17 protein-coding genes and 1 riboswitch are annotated in these 19,005 nt (G+C 44.0%); of the genes, 5 read left to right on the top strand and 12 right to left on the bottom strand.

Annotated elements, in window-relative coordinates; translation table 11 throughout:
* Positions 1 to 134 precede the first annotated feature (134 nt).
* Positions 135 to 1,166 carry a SpoIID/LytB domain-containing protein gene (locus AC1ECB_RS25725; RefSeq protein WP_485666455.1) on the bottom strand — a complete coding sequence of 344 codons (1,032 nt, stop codon included), beginning with the start codon at positions 1,164 to 1,166 and terminating at the stop codon, positions 135 to 137.
* A gap of 42 nt (positions 1,167 to 1,208) precedes the next feature.
* Positions 1,209 to 2,060 (bottom strand): VanW family protein, encoded by an 852-nt coding sequence (locus AC1ECB_RS25720; protein ID WP_485666454.1) that lies wholly within the window; start codon positions 2,058 to 2,060, stop codon positions 1,209 to 1,211.
* A gap of 59 nt (positions 2,061 to 2,119) precedes the next feature.
* Between AC1ECB_RS25720 and AC1ECB_RS25715 the strand changes: the two genes are divergently transcribed.
* Positions 2,120 to 3,622: a Mur ligase family protein gene (locus AC1ECB_RS25715; RefSeq protein WP_485666453.1), complete on the top strand. Its 1,503-nt coding sequence runs from the start codon at positions 2,120 to 2,122 to the stop codon at positions 3,620 to 3,622.
* Here AC1ECB_RS25715 and AC1ECB_RS25710 read toward each other — a convergent pair.
* The 3 genes from AC1ECB_RS25710 to AC1ECB_RS25700 form a co-directional block, all read right to left on the bottom strand.
* Entirely contained in the window at positions 3,595 to 4,173 is a 579-nt protein-coding gene (locus AC1ECB_RS25710; RefSeq protein WP_485666452.1) for a cytochrome b/b6 domain-containing protein, read from the bottom strand. The two genes, AC1ECB_RS25715 and AC1ECB_RS25710, sit on opposite strands and share 28 nt — an antisense overlap.
* A 37-nt stretch (positions 4,174 to 4,210) precedes the next feature.
* On the bottom strand, positions 4,211 to 5,068 hold the full coding sequence (gene speD, locus AC1ECB_RS25705; protein ID WP_485666451.1) for an adenosylmethionine decarboxylase: 858 nt from the start codon (positions 5,066 to 5,068) through the stop codon (positions 4,211 to 4,213).
* A 203-nt stretch (positions 5,069 to 5,271) separates the two neighbouring features.
* Positions 5,272 to 6,126: a DUF2156 domain-containing protein gene (locus tag AC1ECB_RS25700; protein ID WP_485666450.1), complete on the bottom strand. Its 855-nt coding sequence runs from the start codon at positions 6,124 to 6,126 to the stop codon at positions 5,272 to 5,274.
* 163 nt (positions 6,127 to 6,289) lie between these two features.
* Here AC1ECB_RS25700 and AC1ECB_RS25695 point away from each other — a divergent pair, with 163 nt between their 5' ends.
* The gene (locus tag AC1ECB_RS25695; RefSeq protein ID WP_021168576.1) at positions 6,290 to 6,511 is read left to right on the top strand and encodes a hypothetical protein; all 222 of its coding nucleotides are present in this window, start codon (positions 6,290 to 6,292) and stop codon (positions 6,509 to 6,511) included.
* A 277-nt stretch (positions 6,512 to 6,788) separates the two neighbouring features.
* On the opposite strand, the gene AC1ECB_RS25690 is transcribed toward AC1ECB_RS25695, so the two are convergent.
* The 5 genes from AC1ECB_RS25690 to AC1ECB_RS25670 all read right to left on the bottom strand — a co-directional run bounded on the left by AC1ECB_RS25690 (position 6,789) and on the right by AC1ECB_RS25670 (position 13,271).
* The gene (locus AC1ECB_RS25690) at positions 6,789 to 7,157 is read right to left on the bottom strand and encodes a VOC family protein (RefSeq protein ID WP_485666449.1); all 369 of its coding nucleotides are present in this window, start codon (positions 7,155 to 7,157) and stop codon (positions 6,789 to 6,791) included.
* Positions 7,158 to 7,177: 20 nt separating this feature from the next.
* Positions 7,178 to 10,960 carry a phosphoribosylformylglycinamidine synthase gene (locus AC1ECB_RS25685; RefSeq protein WP_485666448.1) on the bottom strand — a complete coding sequence of 1,261 codons (3,783 nt, stop codon included), beginning with the start codon at positions 10,958 to 10,960 and terminating at the stop codon, positions 7,178 to 7,180.
* Positions 10,961 to 11,199: 239 nt separating this feature from the next.
* Positions 11,200 to 12,198, bottom strand: a complete 999-nt coding sequence (locus AC1ECB_RS25680) for an anion permease (RefSeq protein ID WP_485666447.1) — start codon at positions 12,196 to 12,198, stop codon at positions 11,200 to 11,202.
* Positions 12,191 to 12,820 (bottom strand): DUF47 domain-containing protein, encoded by a 630-nt coding sequence (locus AC1ECB_RS25675; protein ID WP_485666446.1) that lies wholly within the window; start codon positions 12,818 to 12,820, stop codon positions 12,191 to 12,193. The genes AC1ECB_RS25680 and AC1ECB_RS25675 overlap by 8 nt, the downstream gene beginning before the upstream one ends.
* A 106-nt stretch (positions 12,821 to 12,926) precedes the next feature.
* Complete coding sequence (locus AC1ECB_RS25670) at positions 12,927 to 13,271, bottom strand: EamA family transporter (RefSeq protein ID WP_485666445.1); 345 nt, start codon at positions 13,269 to 13,271, stop codon at positions 12,927 to 12,929.
* A gap of 266 nt (positions 13,272 to 13,537) precedes the next feature.
* Here AC1ECB_RS25670 and AC1ECB_RS25665 point away from each other — a divergent pair, with 266 nt between their 5' ends.
* Positions 13,538 to 14,245: a heparan-alpha-glucosaminide N-acetyltransferase gene (locus AC1ECB_RS25665; RefSeq protein WP_485666444.1), complete on the top strand. Its 708-nt coding sequence runs from the start codon at positions 13,538 to 13,540 to the stop codon at positions 14,243 to 14,245.
* Positions 14,246 to 15,329: 1,084 nt separating this feature from the next.
* Positions 15,330 to 15,641, top strand: a complete 312-nt coding sequence (locus tag AC1ECB_RS25660; protein ID WP_485666443.1) for a hypothetical protein — start codon at positions 15,330 to 15,332, stop codon at positions 15,639 to 15,641.
* Positions 15,642 to 16,110: 469 nt separating this feature from the next.
* Here AC1ECB_RS25660 and AC1ECB_RS25655 read toward each other — a convergent pair whose 3' ends face one another.
* On the bottom strand, positions 16,111 to 16,878 hold the full coding sequence (locus AC1ECB_RS25655; protein WP_485666442.1) for an REP-associated tyrosine transposase: 768 nt from the start codon (positions 16,876 to 16,878) through the stop codon (positions 16,111 to 16,113).
* A gap of 123 nt (positions 16,879 to 17,001) precedes the next feature.
* A riboswitch (cobalamin riboswitch) is annotated at positions 17,002 to 17,170 on the bottom strand.
* A gap of 52 nt (positions 17,171 to 17,222) precedes the next feature.
* On the bottom strand, positions 17,223 to 17,816 hold the full coding sequence (locus AC1ECB_RS25650; RefSeq protein WP_485666441.1) for a hypothetical protein: 594 nt from the start codon (positions 17,814 to 17,816) through the stop codon (positions 17,223 to 17,225).
* Positions 17,817 to 18,143: 327 nt separating this feature from the next.
* On the opposite strand from AC1ECB_RS25650, the gene AC1ECB_RS25645 reads away from it, so the two are divergent.
* Complete coding sequence (locus AC1ECB_RS25645) at positions 18,144 to 18,992, top strand: methyl-accepting chemotaxis protein (protein WP_485666440.1); 849 nt, start codon at positions 18,144 to 18,146, stop codon at positions 18,990 to 18,992.
* The last annotated feature ends 13 nt before the right edge of the window (positions 18,993 to 19,005 follow it).

Here is a 19,005-nt window from a genome sequence, read left to right as displayed (position 1 = left end):
CCGTGCGTACCAGACAAGCGGCGCAGTCCCCGGGAGGTAGCCGCCATACTACCTCGCGTAATTAATGTATGCAGATATTACTATAAAATTCATCCATATAAAGTCAGTGAACAATTTTTTTTGCATTCTATAAATCATTGCCATAGCTTTTTCACTTCAGTGCCAGGATAATAATACCTGACAATATCCTCGGCCTGCTTGCCCTCTTTGGCAAAGGTATAGGCACCCCATTGGCACAAACCAACACCATTACCCCAGCCGTTACCCTTAAAAATAAAGTTACCATTTTCAACGTTCATTTCCGTAACTAAGGTAGATTTCAGAACATCATAGCCGATAGCCCTGCGGAAATCAGCACCATACATTTTTTTATTGCCAGCCCCAATATAAAGAATCCGACCAGATGGCCCTTTCTCCAAAATGCGGATATCGGCCGGATTACCAGTATAGCCGATGGCAGCTGCAACCTGGGAAGCCGGAATTTTTACTGTCCAGGATGCTATTTGTTCTGGGGCATAGGTAAAACAATTATCTTTGACAGGCTGGAAATATGGCGTGTCATGAGGAATTTCTTTAGGAAAGCTTTCTTCTTTGGTAGCACCAATTTGCCCATTGCAGGAACTATAGATTGCATTAACAAGTCCACCGGCATATAACAGTACTTCACCGCGTGTCCGGGCCACGGCCTGCCGCACACTGTCGTTAACTTTCTGAGGAGCAAAAGCCTGGAGTTCCTCTTTCGATGTACTGACATCGGCATTATGTAGTTTTTTTATTGTACCAGCCTCAATGGCACTGATTGTCAGGGTACGTGAGGCAATGGCCTGTGCCGCTAAGGCCTCTGTTGGCCAATCCGGCTCCATCTCCTGGGCAATAACCCCTTCAATGTACTTCTCTAACGGCATAGTTTCGATCGATCCTTTGTCTGCCATATAGACTTTTACTTGTGGTTCATTAGCATATTTAGCTGCATCAAAGGGCGCAACTCCTGGAATCGGCTGTGGTACCGGCGCAGGTAGCGCCGGGGCCGGTTCCTGCTCAGTCGGTGCCGGCGTTGGTGCAGGTGTTGGTTTTTGGGCGGGAGGCTTGAGTAGTGTGTATACTCCCGTGAGAAATGCCAGCAAAATTCCTACGACTAGTGCGGTATTCAATGCCTTGTTTTTCATGCTCTCCCACCTCGTGTTTAGTATGTCTGGAAAGTTTCAAGCTTATACGTCAGGCAATCCCCATAGTTCCACTGTTAGCTGAGAACCTGTCTCATCAGTAAAAATACGACTAATCAGGCGATGGCGCGTGGTGTTGATAAAGCGAAAATCTTTATCTGTGTAAGTAGTGGCATCCCTGCCTGGAGGTACATATTTTACTGGTTGCGAATGAGGATGACGCTCGGTAACTGTAAGATTTGCAGCCAATACCGCATTATATAAGGTTGATGATACCTGGCACATGCCACCCCCAAGCCCCTGCACCGTTTTCCCCTTATCGCCAAATACTGCTGCTGGTTGAAAACCCCGGCTGGCCGTCGGTTCGCCTGTTAGTCTGTTGAAGGAAAATTCCTGCCCGGATTCAAGAACTGTGTTGTTGATTAACTTGGCTGTAAGACGGATATTCGCAAGACGCCCCGGGCTATCATCCAAAATCTGTGTAGTATAGCGCCCCAGCCTGTGACTACGAGCCAGCTTATCTTGGGTAATATCAGGCGCAAAATGCTGATACACCGGTGTAACCTGGCTGCCAGGCGCTGCAGCAAGCAATTCGTTCAGAGTGGCTGACACATTGAGACGCTGACCCGGACGTTCAGGAATAACCTCGCCGGTTTCAGGGGCAAAGCCGGCATTTACGGCCGGCACATCTTTGGCCTTGGCCAAGTTAATCAAAACTCTGCTGGCTTCTTCCACCGTCATAGCGCCTACAAGCTGTCCTTCAATGGTAACCTTGTCAGCCACCAGGCGAACTTCCGGTTTGGGAGCAGGCGTTTTTAGGCCACAGCCTGTATTAAGTGCCGTTAGCATAATAAGCATGAGTAACAAAAATTGCAAAAGATTTTTTATCTCGTTCACCTCCTGCCTATAGTGGGAATACCATGGAGTATCTTATTTGCCGACAAGGAGGAAATAATATGCAGGTATTTGAGAATTGGGTTAGCAAAGCAACGGGAATTACCTGCCATTCTGACAAAGTACAGCCAGGATATATTTTTGTGGCGATCTGTGGCCGCGCCGTCGATGGCAATACGTTTGCCCAAGCTGCCGCCGACCGGGGGGCACTGGTAATTGTGAGCGATTGCCCGGACCATCTGCCACCGCTGCCCATTCCGGTACTTGTTGTAGCTAACGCCAGATTGGCCCTGTCTGAGCTGGCTGCGGCCTTTTATAAAAACCCGTCACACAAATTGAACCTTGTAGGTATAACAGGCTCTAATGGAAAAACTACTATTGCCTGCCTGCTTGAACATATTTTTATCCGTAATAGCTTCAAGACCGGGCTTATTGGCACCGTCCGGGTCGATACCGGCAAAAACATTATCCCCAGTACCCTGACAACACCAGATGCGGTTACTCTTCAACACTATCTATCACAAATGCTTAGCAACAAAGTTACTCATGCCGCTATGGAAGTATCCGCACAGGGCGTTGAAATGCATCGCGTTACTCATGTTCGTTTTTCAACAGGCATATTTAGCAATCTATGTGCCGACCACCTCGATTTTCATGGCAATTTTGCCAACTATCTTGCGGCCAAAACTAAGTTTCTGGATTTGCTTCCCCCCCAAACACCCCTGATTATCAATATCGCCGATCCCTACTGCCAGGTTATTGCTTCCCATTTTACCGGCAGGCTTATTTCTGTTGCGGTCAATAGCCCTGCCGACATCTGGGCCAGGATTACCCACCTGACAGCCTATGGCAGCAGCTTTACCCTTACAATCAGCAACCCGTTGGTGGCACTCAATGGCCAACAGTTACCAGCCGGCCAATATCCTATGACATTAGCCATTCCCGGACGCCATAATATCGAAAATGCACTACTGGCTGCTGCCGCCGCCTTGCTGCAAGGCCTGACACCAGCAGTTATTTCCCAGGCGTTGGCCGATTTCCGGGGCGTTGAACGGCGTATGAATATTTTCCATATTGACGGACTTACGGTTGTTGATGATACGGCTTTAAATCCAGGCAGTATTGAAGCTGTATTTGATACAACAAACACATTGCGCTATCAGCGGCTTATTGTGGTTAATGCCATTCGCGGTCAGCGCGGTCCGGCAATTAACGCCGCTAATGCCGCAACCCTTGCCTGTCTCAGTAAAAAATTACCGTTTGAATTAATTATTACCGACAGCGCCGACCAGGTTGGTCCACCTGATGCAGTAACCCCCGAAGAAAGGGTGGCCTTTCTGTCAATACTTAATACACTAAAATCCGACTATACCCACACCAGCACGTTATCTGCAGCGATCAAAGCTGCACTCAGTCATGCCTGTGCCGGTGATCTTATTGTATTAATCGGTGCCCAGGGTATGGATACCGGCCGGCAAGTATTGACCGCAATGATAAAGTCTGCCAAAACGCAAGATCACTGTCAACCCCAGGGTTATCAGCCCTTAGGCTCTTTGTTTATATAACCTGAGAACATCGCCTGCAGCTTGGCCGGTTCTTCGGTTAACGCCAAATACAAATGCAGCGGAATAGTTGCCAAAAAAAACATGGTAATGCCGTAAAAAATAATCCGAATCCCTCCAAGACCGCCAAACGGCCGACTGAGCCAGGCAGCATACTCCGGAAAGAAATACGGTAATGCAGCCGCTCCCGCTAGCAGGGTAGCTAATCCCCAGCAAGTAAATAGTACTTTTTGCCCCGGGTTATAGCGCCCATAATTCGGGTGATTCTCAGTGATAAACAACGCATAGCGAAAAAAGCTGCGCAGGTTGGGATAATCATGCGGCGTAAACAGTACCTCGGTATATTTGCCGGTAACAAGATAGTAGTAAATCTGCCCCCATAAATTTAAAATAAGTATAATACCGGCAATAGTATGTGTTTTGCGTATTACGCCATAAGCTAGCGTCCCCCAGGGGTCATGCAGATACAGTCCTGTTGCAACAAGATAGCTAATGGTAAGAACCATAATCCAGTGAAAAATACGCACAGGCAAGGGATGTAATAATAGTTTCATAAAAATAAAATCCCCCAATTGGGGGATTTTAATGTACTCATAATTTCAAATTGACTTTGGGAATATTTTTCCCATAAAAAATCTCAGCCATTTCTTTTTTAAGGCGCTGTTTAATTTTTTTCTTCTCGCCAGCCATGAGTTCCTTTTTGGCGGTTCCAAATAAATAGTTATCCAGATCAAATTCCTTTAACAACATTTTGGTATGGAAAATGTTTTCTTGATAGACATTAACATCAATCATTTGGTATATATCCCGATTCTCGCTGGAAATATAGTTTTGGATAGAATTTATTTTATGATCAATAAAATACTTTTTGCCATTCACATCGCGGGTAAAACCTCGCACCCGGTAATCAATGGCCGTAATATCAGGCTGGAAAGTATTAATCAAAAAGTTCAAGGCCTTGAGTGGCGAAATATGACCGCAAGTCGATACATCAATATCTGCCCGGAAAGTGCTGATCCCTTCATCCGGATGGCTTTCAGGATAGGTGTGAACAGTGATGTGGCTTTTATCCAGGTGGCAGACAACGGCCTCTGACTTAGGCTCACTGTTAAGCTCATTATTTAGCTCACATTCCCCGCACTCCTCGCTGGTTACAGGCTCTCCCGGTTGGTTAACCGGCTCTTCCGAAATCAGCATGGTAACACTGGCGCCCTGGGGATCATAATCCTGCTTGGCAATATTTAAGATATTAGCTCCAATTATATTGGCTACTTCTGTTAGAATATTGGTCAACCGTTCAGCACTATATTCCTCATCAATATACTCAATATAAGAATGACGATGCTGCGGCGTCTTCGCATAACAGATATCATACATATTAAAGCTGAGTGTCTTAGTAAGATTATTAAAACCATACAGTTTAAGTTTTTTAATTGCTTTAATTTCCATCTTGACCGTCCTTCTCCTCACTGAAATGATTGACTCTAGCCAAAAGTACCAAAAAAACATCTGTTTGCGCCAATAAGAGCAACGAAAAATCCTTTAACGATTATACCACAACCAAGCAAAAAGTATAGCGGTTTACTAAAATTTTTAGACCTGCAGCCCACAGCCACAGGTCTCTTACAATAGTTTACCCGATAGCTGGGTTACTATTTTAGAATAGCAACAAATTTTTCTACCATTTTCACCGGACAATACGATTCCTTGGCTTTGCGCAACCCCTCTAATCCCATATCCTCCTCTCGATTGATATATGACAGTTTTCGCCAGGCATTGGCACAAAATTGTTGATTAATCATCGGATAAACTCCACGAATATCCGGATTGGCTTTTTCGACGTGGATAACTGCAGTATCACTGTTTAGTTGCTCACCAAAGCTAAAAGCCTCCACTTTTTCATTAATATAAATTAAGCCGCCAGTCAACTTAAGCTCGTTCCAGTGGGTAAACACTTCAATAATCGCATCCCGCTCACCTTTTAGCATCGCATCATCATCACAGCCCTTTTTTCTACACCACTCCATTTGGGTTTCAACACAACGCGGCATCCACTCGGACGTTAGCGGTATATACTGATAGTTACTGTAATTGCGGAGAAAACTATTAACATGATTTTTCTTACTATGATATTTACGGCCTTTTAATTCAATCAAATCCTTGCTATTATAAACATAATCGTAATTGTCCCGGTCAGCGGTAATAGCAAACTTCCCTGGCCGCCATTTTTCGAGGATGTCCACCATAAATTTTTCTATCCCCGATAGTCTAAAAATCTGGTTATGCTCTGTACAATAGTTTGCCATCTCCGCAAGGATTCTCTCTATCCCTGCATCAGGGCCAAACGGCTGCAGCATAAACTGTTTCTCGCCGCGACCAGCCTTAATAACCAAGCAGCCATCTACTTCCGCCCATTTAATGGAATATAAATTGCGCCACATATATAAATTAGTAAAATTATAATGAGCATTTTCGTAACGGCGCTGACTAAAACACTTATCAAACAAAGCTTTTTGCCCCAAGGTAATATTCTGGAAGTTGATACTAAGACCCCCCAAATATGTTCAATACTGCTAATTTAAGCAGAAATATGTGCATATTGTTTTTAATTAATACTCTCTATTATATGCTAGTTACAAGCAAGACGCAACCAAAGACGGAGGTGATAGTATGAGCAAACGCGCACCCACTCTATTATCTGGTGATTGTCCTCATCTAAAAAAACGCCACAGCATTATTGCCATTTACCGAGAAACCTATATCCCAAACCAAGCTGTACCGCATTACCAAATCGAAGAAATTGACTGCGATTATAGCGATGAATGCGGCTTAGAAAAATGTCCAATTGCTGAAAACGCGCCCAAACATCCCCCTGGCATCGGTCGGGCCTAACGGTGGATAAAAAAAACCTTGTTTGCGCCAAGCTTTCGACGACAGCAACAGTCGCTATTGCCTGTATCCAGTCCCAACAAAAGCTATACTTTCTATTGGGACGATGAAGAACGGTTCTTGTCTGCTGGATTCCTACACCAGCCCAAACAAGAACCGTTCCTTTTTATCTTAGTAAGCGAGTCAAGACTCCCGCCTCAACAGGCGGCATTAATTCAGGTGGAGTAGACTCTCCACCTAAATCCCCAATGTTTCAGCTATGCTGAAACGAGTTCACTCACTACAGAATTTGTACAAATTCCAATCGTTCACCATCAGGCCCGGTAAAAAATAGAATCTTTTTGCCGTTAACCATCTTGGGATGATCAAATAATAACGTCACATTATGCTGCCGGAGCTTGTCCATTTCGGCAGCAATATCAGTAACCGCAAAGGCAATATGATCAACAATGCCCGCACCACGTACCTTTACACTATCTTCCTGATATTGAATAAGCTCAATTGTTTGCTGACCTGCTTTGATAAATGCCAGGTGAATACGTTCGTCCTTGTAACTCTCCTCTAACGCACATCCTAAAACAGTGGTGTAAAACTTCAGGGATTTATCCATATCTTTAACTACTATCCCAATATGAGTGACATTATACATATAGGTTTCCCCCCCTGCTGCTATTTAAAATAATTGACGCCGGCGCTAAACAGCCGCTGATCTTTGCTGCCTGGAATATTGATGGCAACATGGTCGCCAATACGCTCAGAATGAGCCATTTTCCCAAGTATCCGCCCATCCGGGCTGGTGATTGACTCAATAGCGTGAAAGGATCCATTGGGATTAAAACTAGCGTCATAGGTAGCAAGACCATCAGAATCAACATATTGAGTAGCAATTTGGCCATTAGCTGCCAACTGTGCAATTTCCTCAGCAGTGGCATAAAAGCGTCCCTCGCCATGCGAGGCAGGAATAGCAAATATCTCACCAGCCTCAACATTACTTAGCCATGGTGACAAAGTAGATACTACCTTAGTATTGACCATACAGGAAATATGACGACCAATTTTATTAAAAGTCAGCGTCGGACTATGCTCAGTTAAGTCCTGAATTTCGCCATAAGGAACCAACCCTAATTTAATAAGCGCCTGGAAACCGTTGCAAATGCCAAGCATCAGGCCGTCCCGGCGTTGCAACAATTCAGCAACCGCTTCTTTTACCCGGGGATTGCGAAACATGGTGGCGATAAATTTGCCTGAACCATCAGGCTCGTCGCCGGCGCTGAAACCGCCTGGCAGCATGATAATCTGGGCACCGGCAATACCCCTGGCAAGTGCCGTAATCGATTCTTCAATATGAGTGCCGGAAAGGTTACGAATAACTAGTGATTCGGCAATGGCTCCAGCCTGCTCAAAAACCTTGATAGTATCATATTCACAATTGGTTCCGGGAAATACCGGAATAAGCACCCGTGGCTTAGCGATAGCTGCCCTTGGCCGCCGCTTGTTTCTTTCCGTATAAGCAGCAAAGCTTAGCGGTTGACCGCTAATAAGCTCCGGACGGGTAGGAAATACCTTCTCCAACGGCTGTTCCCAGGCGGCAAACGCTTCCTCCAAAGTGATCGTAACTCCATTAATGTTAATAACCGGGCTTTGCGTTGTCTGGCCAAGTAACTGATATTCTATATTGCCGAATGCCTGGATAAGATCCAGTCCGGCAGGCAGCTCGAGAACCAGTGAACCATAGTCGGGAGTAAACAGATCCTGGACAGCAATTTGTTTCACAAATTCAATCCCAATGCGATTCCCAAAAGCCATTTTGCTGACGGCCTCAGCAATACCGCCTGCTTTAATCGTATAAGCTGAACTTATTTTACCGGTTTGGGCAAGCTCCCTCACTTTGTCGTAGGTGGCTGCTAAAGCAGTAAAATCAGGTAAATCCTCTTTGTCCCGCCTGATGCGGATAACGGCCACCTGGCTGCCGGCTTGTTTAAATTCCTGCGAGATTACTTGCCTAATATCAACCGGAGTTACCGCAAACGCTACCAGCGTCGGCGGCACAGTAAGCTCATTAAAAGAGCCTGACATACTGTCCTTACCGCCAATTGCCGGTATACCCAGCTGTTGCTGAGCGTAAAATGCACCTAACAAAGCGCTAAAAGGCTTACCCCATTTGATGTTGTCTTGTCCCAGTTTTTCAAAATACTCCTGCAAGGTCAGCCGCACGGTCCGGAAATTACCACCTAAGGCCACCACCTTGGCTACAGCCTCCACAATAGCATAGACAGCACCATGAAACGGACTCCAGGTTGAAAGATGGGGATTAAAACCATAGGTCATGATTGTCCCAGTGGTAGTATTGCCTGATACCACAGGCAATTTAGCTACCATGCCTTCGGCAGGGGTAGCCTGGTGTTTGCCGCCAAACGGCATTAAGACAGTACCTGCACCAATGCTGCTGTCAAAGCGCTCCGCCAAGCCCTTTTGACTACCAACATTGATATTTTGCAGAGTCTTCAGCCACACGTCTTTACTATTTTGCGCAGTTACATCACCCCCGATAGGTGTACCGGCAAAATAACTATTACTAACCGGCGCAGTCACCCGTACGTTTGTATGCTGCTTGGCCCCATTGGTGTTTAAAAAATCACGGCTCAGGCTGACAATTGCCTTACCGCGCCACAACATAGTCAGACGATTATCATCAGATACCTCAGCAACCAGAGTAGCCTCCAGATTCTCGGCATCAGCATATTCAATAAATTTTTGCGCATTGTCAGCGGCAACCACTACTGCCATCCGCTCCTGCGACTCCGAGATAGCAAGTTCTGTCCCGTCAAGCCCCTCATATTTTTTGGGAACAGCATCCAAGTTAATTTCCAGACCATCGGTAAGTTCCCCAATGGCCACAGACACACCGCCGGCACCAAAATCATTGCAGCGTTTAATCATCGTGCTAACCGCACTATGACGGAATAACCGCTGGATTTTACGTTCTGTCGGCGGGTTACCCTTCTGGACTTCCGCGCCACAAGTCTCCAGCGATACTTCCGTATGGGCTTTGGAGGAGCCGGTAGCACCGCCACAACCGTCGCGTCCGGTACGACCGCCAACTAATAGGACAATATCGCCAGGCTCTGGTGCTTCACGAACAACCTGGTGTTTGGGAACAGCCGCCATAACAGCACCGATTTCCATGCGTTTAGCGACATATCCTTCATGATAAATTTCGGCCACTTGACCTGTTGCCAAACCAATTTGATTACCATAGGAGCTATAGCCAGCCGCCGCACTGGTAGTAATCTTACGCTGTGACAACTTACCTGGCAGCGTACATTCCAGTGACACACGCGGATCGGCGCTGCCGGTAACGCGCATCGCCTGGTAGGCATAGGCGCGGCCTGACAAAGGATCCCGAATACACCCACCCAGACAAGTAGCCGCCCCTCCGAAGGGTTCGATCTCTGTTGGGTGATTATGTGTTTCATTTTTAAACATAACCAGCCAGTCTTCTGCCTGCCCATCAATATCTGCCTGCACAACAATACTACAGGCATTAATTTCTTCTGATTCATCCAGATCTGTTAAGCGCCCCTGCTTTTTTAATTCTTTCATAGCAGTTGTGGCAATATCCATCAAATTGATATCACGTTGAGCCGCTTTTTCCCCATAAACGTAATTCCTGGCTTTGCGGTATTCTTCCCAGGCCTTGGTAATAGGCTGACTATAATGACCTGCTTCAATTTCAACTTGTCCAATCTTGGTGTGAAAGGTGGTATGGCGGCAATGATCTGACCAATAGGTATCAATGACTTTTATTTCGGTAATTGTCGGATCACGCTTTTCCGCATCACGAAAATAAGCCTGACAGAAAACCAAATCCTCCAGACTCATTGCCAGACCCCGCTCCTGTAAAAACTGAGTCAATGCCGCCTGAGGCAGGTTGGTAAAACCATCTAATACAGCCACATCCTCCGGCATAGTAGCCGGCACCAGCAATGATGCCGGTTTTTGCAATAAAGCTTCTCTGGCCTCAACTGGGTTAATACAGTATTCCTTGATTTTAGTAAGGTCTGTTTCTGAAAGCTGCCCCTCTAACACCAGCACCTTGGCTGTACGAATCTCCGGACGTTCTTTCTGAGTAAGTATCTGAACAGACTGAGCCGCCCAATCGGCCCGTTGGTCATATTGGCCTGGCAAATATTCCATCGCAAACACTTTTGCCCCGGCAGGCACAACAAATTGCTCAAGATAAACAACATCCACAGGTGGTTCAGAAAAAATAGTACGCAGGGAAGCGTTGAATTCAGCTTCGCTTATCCCACTAATGTCATACCGGTGCAAAACACGCACTTCAGTCAACCCAGTTATCCCCAGATGGTGTTTTAAATCAGAATATATTCCTTCGGCCTCAACGGCAAAACCCGGTTTTTTCTCGACAAATATACGACGAACAGTTTCCAAGGCAATACCTCCTTAAAAATACAGGCAAAGAATAGGAAAACCCACTCCTAACCTGGAATATTATTAGTATTGAACAGGATATTATTATCATTATAATGAGTTGGTAATTGAATGGCAAGTTGTAAGAAAGTTATGCATTCTATGAATGCTTATCCTACTTTAAGAAAGCAAACCTTTGCTGTAGGGAAAAAAGCAGCCCCGCTTACGCTGAGCTGCTTTTGCAACTTATAATTTAAAGTTTAGATATGCATGAATAAAGATAAAAATTTATACATCAGTCCACTGGTTATCGCGCTGAACGGAATGGTTAAAACCCAGGCAAACAGCATTTGCTGCGCCACACCCCACCGTACCGCCGTCAAGCGTTTAGAGGAGCCTACTCCCATAATTGAACCAGACACCACATGGGTAGTACTTACCGGCAGGTGAAGATTAGTAGCCGCAAAAATAACAAGTGATGAGTTCAAATCAGCAGCAAAACCGGTAATCGGCTCAAGCTTAAATATCCTGCCCCCCATTGTCTTAATGATTTTCCAGCCGCCAACAGCCGTACCACAAGCCATTGCAGTCGCACAGGAAAATTTCACCCATAAGGGAACCTCCAATGTCGGTATCTGTCCAGAACTTAAAAGCGCCAGCGTAATAATGCCCATAGCCTTTTGCGCATCATTCGAACCATGCGAAAATGACATCATACTGGCAGATAAAAGCTGCATTTTTTTAAATCCGGTATTTAGTTTTCCCGGCTCCTGCCTGCGAAAAATCCACATCATGGCAATCATAATAACATAACCACCGGCCATAGCAAGCAATGGTGATACTACTAGCGACAGTACAATTTTTTCAACGCCATAGACGTTAATGGCTTCAAATCCTGCCCCTACGGTTACCGCCCCTAGAACGCCCCCTACAAGCGCATGAGAGGAGCTGCTGGGAATACCAAACCACCAAGTAATCAAGTTCCAGACAATAGCCCCAAACAGTGCCGAAATTATAACCTGCTGATTAACCATCGAGGCCGATTTCACCAGATCGCCACCAATGGTTTTAGCTACACCAGTACTATAGAGCGCCCCGGCAAAGTTGAGAACTGCCGCCAACATGACGGCATATTGCGGTTCCAATGCCCGGGTCGATACCGAGGTGGCAATAGCGTTGGCCGTATCATGAAAACCGTTGATATAATCAAATGCCAAGGCAAAAAATACGACGACGTAGAGTAACGTCAAATCAGGCATATTTTACAATGACTCCCTTTAACAAATTCGCGATATCCTCGGAAATATCCAGGGTTTCTTCTAATTGAAGCAAAATTTCTTTCCACTTGATGATCTCAATAGGGTCAGTGACTTCCCGAAACAACTTAGCCATTTCCTGACGATACAGCTTGTCACCCAGGATCTCATACTCAATAATCTTGGCACAGCGTTCTTCAACTTTTTCCCGCTGCTTTTTGATTTCAGGCAAATAGGAAAATGACTTGTCAATTTGTTTAGACGCTTTGACAATGAGTGACCCCAGTTCTCTGGCGCCTTCTGATGCAGTGCCCGCATTATATAACTCCATACGTTCAATAACACCCTGGATACAGTCAATCACATCATCCAGTTTGTGGGCAATAGCATAAATGTCCTCCCGATCAAGTGGTGTAATAAAAGTCTTATGTAACAAGCCGATAATTTTGGCAGTATTGACATCAGCACTTTTCTCAAGCTCATCTATCTGAATCATTAATTCAGGTAAATCACCTTCTCGATTTAAAGCCACCTGTAGTACTTCAGCCGCATCGCGAATCAGTTGAGTGTTTTCTAAGAGATACCCGTAAAATTTTTCTTCACGCGGTTTTAAGCCAAATCCCATACTTAGCCTCCTCAATTCGTCGGATATGATCTGATTATAGCATAAAACCCCGACATTTGTTAACTAATTGTAAAAAAATGTTAATATTCAGTTAATTCGTTCGCTATTACGACTTAGCTACCAATATTATGCCGCTTACTATAAGCACAAGTCCACCCAGCCTAAGCAGACTGATTGACTCATGAAAAATAAAATAAGAAGCAATAAATACCAATATATAACCAAGGCTAATCAGTGGGTACGCGTAACTCAGTTCCACTGTACGGAGCGCATAAATCCAGAGCAATGTACTCACACCATAAAGTGCCAAACCCGCGATAAGCGGCCAGGCAGCTATCGCTTTTTCCCATAAGGAACCGGTATCAGGAATTCGCATAGCACCGTATTTTAAGCCAACCTGTCCCACAGCACCAATAAAAACAGAAAGTAATATTATATATAGTTCTTTCATGCCGACACCATCCTACCTGCAAAACCGCTGGCCAAAATTCAAAGTATTTCTAACTTAGTATATTCCCTTCGCAAGCAGGTATTCCTGCCAACTCATGAAATCCTTTTTCCCATGATCAATACCCATTATTATAGTATGTCGTGTATCTATCGTAAATTTTCATTCTTAAGTAAATTAACTCACCCAACAGCCACTGCTTGACGACAATTCAATTGTCATCTATTGTTAGGGTATGATAAGCTACCGCTTGAAGGAGGCTGCCGCCATTGCCACAAACTGCCCGCATCACTGAACTAGATTGTTTACGGGGAATTGCTCTCCTGTTAATGATATCATTTCATATAGTTTTTGACTTAGCCTGCTTTTACAACTGGCCACTTGACTATCTAAATGGTTTTTGGTACTACCAGGGCAAGGCTGCGGCTATTCTATTTATGCTGGTATCCGGAATAAGCAATACTCTCAGTCGCCGGCCAATACGTCGTGGTCTTACTGTGTTCGGCACAGGTATGCTTATTACAATAGTAACGTATTTCTTTAATCCAGCGATGTATATCCAGTTTGGGATATTACACCTGTTGGGATTTGGTATGCTTACCGCCCCCTGGTTAGCCAAGCAATCTGCTCTGCTGCTGACACTGGCAGGCACTACCTTACTTATCACGAGCAACTGGATTGCCAGTCTAACGACAACAACAACCTGGCTGCTGCCACTTGGCATCACCCCCACCGGCTTTGCCTCACTAGACTACTATCCACTACTGCCCTGGTTGGGCGTAGTATTCTATGGTATGGCGGCAGGCAAGCTACTGTATCCTGCCAAACAACCCTTGTGGCCATCAGCCGCCACCTGCGTCCCAATCTGCACCCTAAGCTGGCTGGGCCGCCAGTCGCTGCTTATTTATCTTGTGCATCAGCCGATTATCCTGGTGGTATTGAGCTTTCTTCACTGCAATCTTTCCGGTAAAATGTAGCCGACAAAATTTTTCTTACTCAGTTCTGTAAAGGTCATCTTGTAGATTTCCGATGTGTTCTTGTTCCCCATGAACTCCACCTGGATTTGCCCATTTGCTACTTCCCGGACAATACCAATCCAAACGCTGTTAGGGGCAAAACATGGGGACAGGGACACCGTTTCGGGCAAAACATGGGGACAGGGACACCGTTTCTACGTTAATAGTTGAATAATTAAAACATCCCCCCTGTCCCCGTGTTATCCCTTCAAGCAAGGGGGTTTTACTTTTGGCATTGCCCCAAAAGTAACAAAAAGTCTAGGCCCCAAGCCTCCAAAAGCTGAAAAGCCGGGCGATATTCCTAAAATCCGTAAACTCGCTACGCTCAAACAGTACGGATTTTTTAACGGAATACCGCCCGGCTTTTCTCCTACGGAACGCTTTTTCCGGCAAAGGCCGGGAGGTTACGGGAGGTACGGGGGGCCGGGGCACCACCTTATGGGGGCACAATTTTTTTAAGGCAAGGGGTGGCGACACTATCTTAGGGGGTGACGTTAACAGACAAAACCACCATCAGACCGTGTGAAAACCCCCTTATAATATTAATTGTCGCCGATCTCCCGGCATTTCTGCGCAATTGCAGGTCGATGACATTTTTCTCCTTATAGGTAGGCCCATTTTAGAACAAAATACAATGTAACTCTGCTATAATATTTAAGGAGCAGGATTGCAGCCTGCTCCAAAACAGAATACGGGAGGTGATTCCGATGCGTTTTGAAACCAAGTGGATTAAACTAACGGTTTCAAACGGCGCTTTGTGGATAATTTATCAGATTATCCGCGAAGTGTTCCGTTAACCTCCGGTATTCTCCGAACGTCCCTGCTGGTCACAGGGGCGTTCTTTATGTTCTATGTTTATTATAACCGATTTAGATGCAGTTTAGAAGTTAATTTTAGCTAAATATTTAGCTTTGTTTATCGAAAATAGTGTTAATTTATCAAATAATTTTCTTCTATTTTTGATAGAAAAAGTATTTCACTGCAACAATGATTTTTCACTAGACAAAATTTCCGCACCGACACTAATAAAAAATGAAAATCAGCCTTGCTTATCCCAAAGGCTAGTTCTCGTTTTTCCCGCAATACACACCCTAAGCCGGCTGGGCCGCCAGTCGCTGCTTATTTATCTTGTTCATCAGCCAATTATCCTGGTAGTATTGAGCTTTCTTCACTGCAATCTTTCCGGCAAAATGTAGCCGACAAAATAAAGTCATTTGACCGCACTAGTATTGCTCCAACTGCCGGCTACGATGGATCGCGCATCACTTTCCAACCGGCCTGTTCGGCTTTATCAACCCATTCCTTGGCATTGCCCTGCCAGTTCATTCCTGGCGGCGGAGCAAGTCTAAAACCTTGACAGCGAAAAGTACAGAGTAAAAAAAGCCCAGAATAGCAGTCTACTATTCTGGCTTTTTTGTTAATGTGTAATCAAAGGACCTAGTCTTTTGATCTATTCCCTATTAGAGTACCATCTCCAAAAACATGGGGACAGGGACACAGTTTCTACACTAATAGTTGAATAATTAAAACATCCCCCCTGACCCCGTGTTATCCCTTCAAGCAAGGGGGTTTTACTTTTGGCATTGCCCCAAAAGTAAAAAAAGGTCTATGCCCTAAGCCTCCAAAAGCTGAAAAGCCGGGCGATATTCCTAAAATCCGTAAACTCGCTACGCTCAAACAGTACGGATTTTTTAACGGAATACCGCCCGGCTTTTCTCCTACGGAACGCTTTTTCCGGCAAAGGCCGGGAGGTTACGGGAGGTACGGGGGGTGCCGGGGCACCACCTTATGGAAGTGTCCAGGGGACGGGGTTGTCGACACCGCCCTCATGCTTTTAAAACAATGCCTCTATTAATTCCCGTGAGTCTTTCAATTTGTCGAATTGATAGGTTATGCTGCTGCTTAAGAATTCTTAAGTACGTATTTCTTGTGTGACTATCCAGCCGCTGCAAATCCATTGCAGTTTTTAAATTACATACCGTTTTTATTATTATTTTGGCTTCTTCGTCCATAATTTTCTGCCTGACCTCATTATCAATATCTAAACATTCATCTTCGCTTATTTCATTGATATATTCTATAAATTTGTCTATCATTATTTCTTTATCGTCGTTTATCATCCCAAACAGCACATTTATATTTACCAAATTTGCTTGATTTACATATTCGTGAAAGCTACTCCATTTATATTCTTCAACATGCTTTACTACTCCCGCTTTTACTGGATTTTGATGAATATATCTTAGTACGATTTGAAAGTATTGATCATCTTCTACTGGTTCACTCTTAAAACGGTCTTGAAATAAATTGCCTATTCTTTGATATTTATTATTATACCAATACACATAGCTCCCACATATCCGGCGCATTACTTGTTCTAATGGCTCTATTCCTATCTTCATCAACAAGTGTACATGATTTCCCATCAAACAGTATGCGTAAACCTCATATCCGCTTTTTTCTTTATATTGTTGTAGTACCTCAAGTAATTGGTTGCAATCTTCTTCATCTTCAAAGATTGTCTGACGGTTTATTCCTCGCACAATTATATGGTAGATTCCACTTTTACTCTTTTTTCTTGCTATTCTTGGCATTCATTCACCCCCATCTTTATCTTACTTCGGGGGAAAACATGGGGACAGGGACACCGTTTATACGTTAATAGTTGAATAATTAAAACATTTCCCCTGTCCCCGTGTTTTCTCTTCGCGAGTCTAGCGGTGATTGTCATTTAGGCAGTTCTGCCGGCTCTGGTTCATCGCTTGCCTGAACCTTCCCGGGACTTTCCTCCCAGTGGCATTTCTCAGGCTTGCTCTCCATTACAGTGGCAGTCTTACACTGGACTTCTATTAAGCCCCTCAGAGCACCTATACCGATTGGTATTAAGTTTTGCAGCCATTGACCTACTTGTTCCCAGTAGTGTTGGAGGTATTTGTTATCATTTTTTCAATTCTTCCGGTAATAATAATCCATCTCTCATATTTTTCAGAACACTTTCTGTACTGGGACGGAGACTATCCAATTTTTTCGAAATAAAAGTTTGATTATACATATATTTATTATTTTTAACATCTAAGCCTTTTATATCAGCTTGCATTTTATAATCCCTAGAAATTGAAAATCTACTTACGTATCCTCTCGCATCTATCGGATATATCAAAATAGATATTACATAATCAGAGTCAGTATCTTTCGCATATTGAAAACAATCTTCTTTTTTTATAAATGGTTTTTGATTGGAAAGAAATCTTTCGGTAAACTCTACAAACGCTGAAGATTGCTGTCCTTTCCCAAATATTTCTATATTGTATTTATGTGGATCAAACAGTTTCTCCATGTTGGCGGTTAGAGTATTCATAGTTTTAGTGTCATTACGTATGCTACGAGAAGCAAAGACGACAACTGAAATTTTTTTAGCCGCTATTTGTTCAGAAGCTAACTGAGGAGTATCAATAGTATTGGCAAAGCACATTGTCGTTAGGGAAACCAAAAACGCCAAACTGATTAAAAACAATTTACAAAGTTTGAGCAATGACTAACACCCCTAATATGTTTTCAATGTTTTTTACTACCTAAACAGTTAAATATTTGGTATATTTACAAATATTTCTCCTTCTCATATTAAAACAATACAAAACAAAAATCAACTTAAAAAATAAACTTAATATTGTACATTAAGTTTATTTTATTTTTACTTTATTCAATTTCTACTTTTTGTTTTAAAGGCTTGACTTTAATTAGCTGCTCTTTATCTTGCTCCCCTTGTCTTGTCAAAAAAGCTACTTTTTTTAAAAGGATATCCTAAAAAAATGACGAATTATCGAAACAATAACTATTAAATTGGCGAGGAGAGTTAATTATGCAACATGAGGATCAACCCGTAACCAATGAGGCCATTTTAGCTGCCTTTAAACTGGTTCTCCCATACCTAAATCAAATAGTTAGAGAAGACATGGCTGTTGGACTTACTGATTTAAAAAAATATCTCGGTTATTATCGTGCCAAAAAATTTGAACTAGACCTTCCTACAGGCAAACCTATTCAAGGAATACAAACCGTGGAAGAGTGTATCCGTACCGGTGCTAATACTTATGCGGATATCCCCCCGGAAGTCTACGGGCGTCCAATAAAAACAATTTTTACGCCGATTTATGGGATAAATAAAGAAATTATTGGAACATTAAGTTCAGGCATTGATTTTAATCATAGCCTTAATTTGATTAAAAATGTAGAGGAAATCGTTAGCGCAACCGCCCAGGCAGCTGACAGCGTTCATCAAATTGCAGGCAGTGCCAGTGAACTTGCAGCCTCCGGGCAACGTCTATTCCATTTATCCAGCGATTTGGCAGAAAAAAATAAACATTCTACAGAAATTTTGCAATTCATAAAAAATATTGCAGCGCAAACTAACTTGTTAGGCTTAAATGCAGCCATTGAAGCTGCCCGGGCCGGTGAACACGGCCGGGGCTTTGCCGTTGTTGCCGAAGAAGTCAGAAAGCTTGCCGACCAATCCCAGGAAGCCACAAAGAATATCCAGCGCAATTTACAGGAAATGACCCAAGCTGTTGCTGAGCTTAATACTTCGATAGAAGCAGCTGGGGCAATCAGCCAGGAACAAGCCGCCACCACCCAAGAGATATCGGCTGTATTAGAACGTCTCAATGCCGGTGCTAAAATGTTGGAAACTCATGTAAGCCAATACAGATAGTTGCAGGATGATC

Source organism: Sporomusa sp. 246TCP1 (assembly GCF_057319775.1).
The sequence above is the reverse complement of the archived record's forward strand: the minus strand, read 5'-3'. Positions and strand labels throughout refer to the sequence as shown.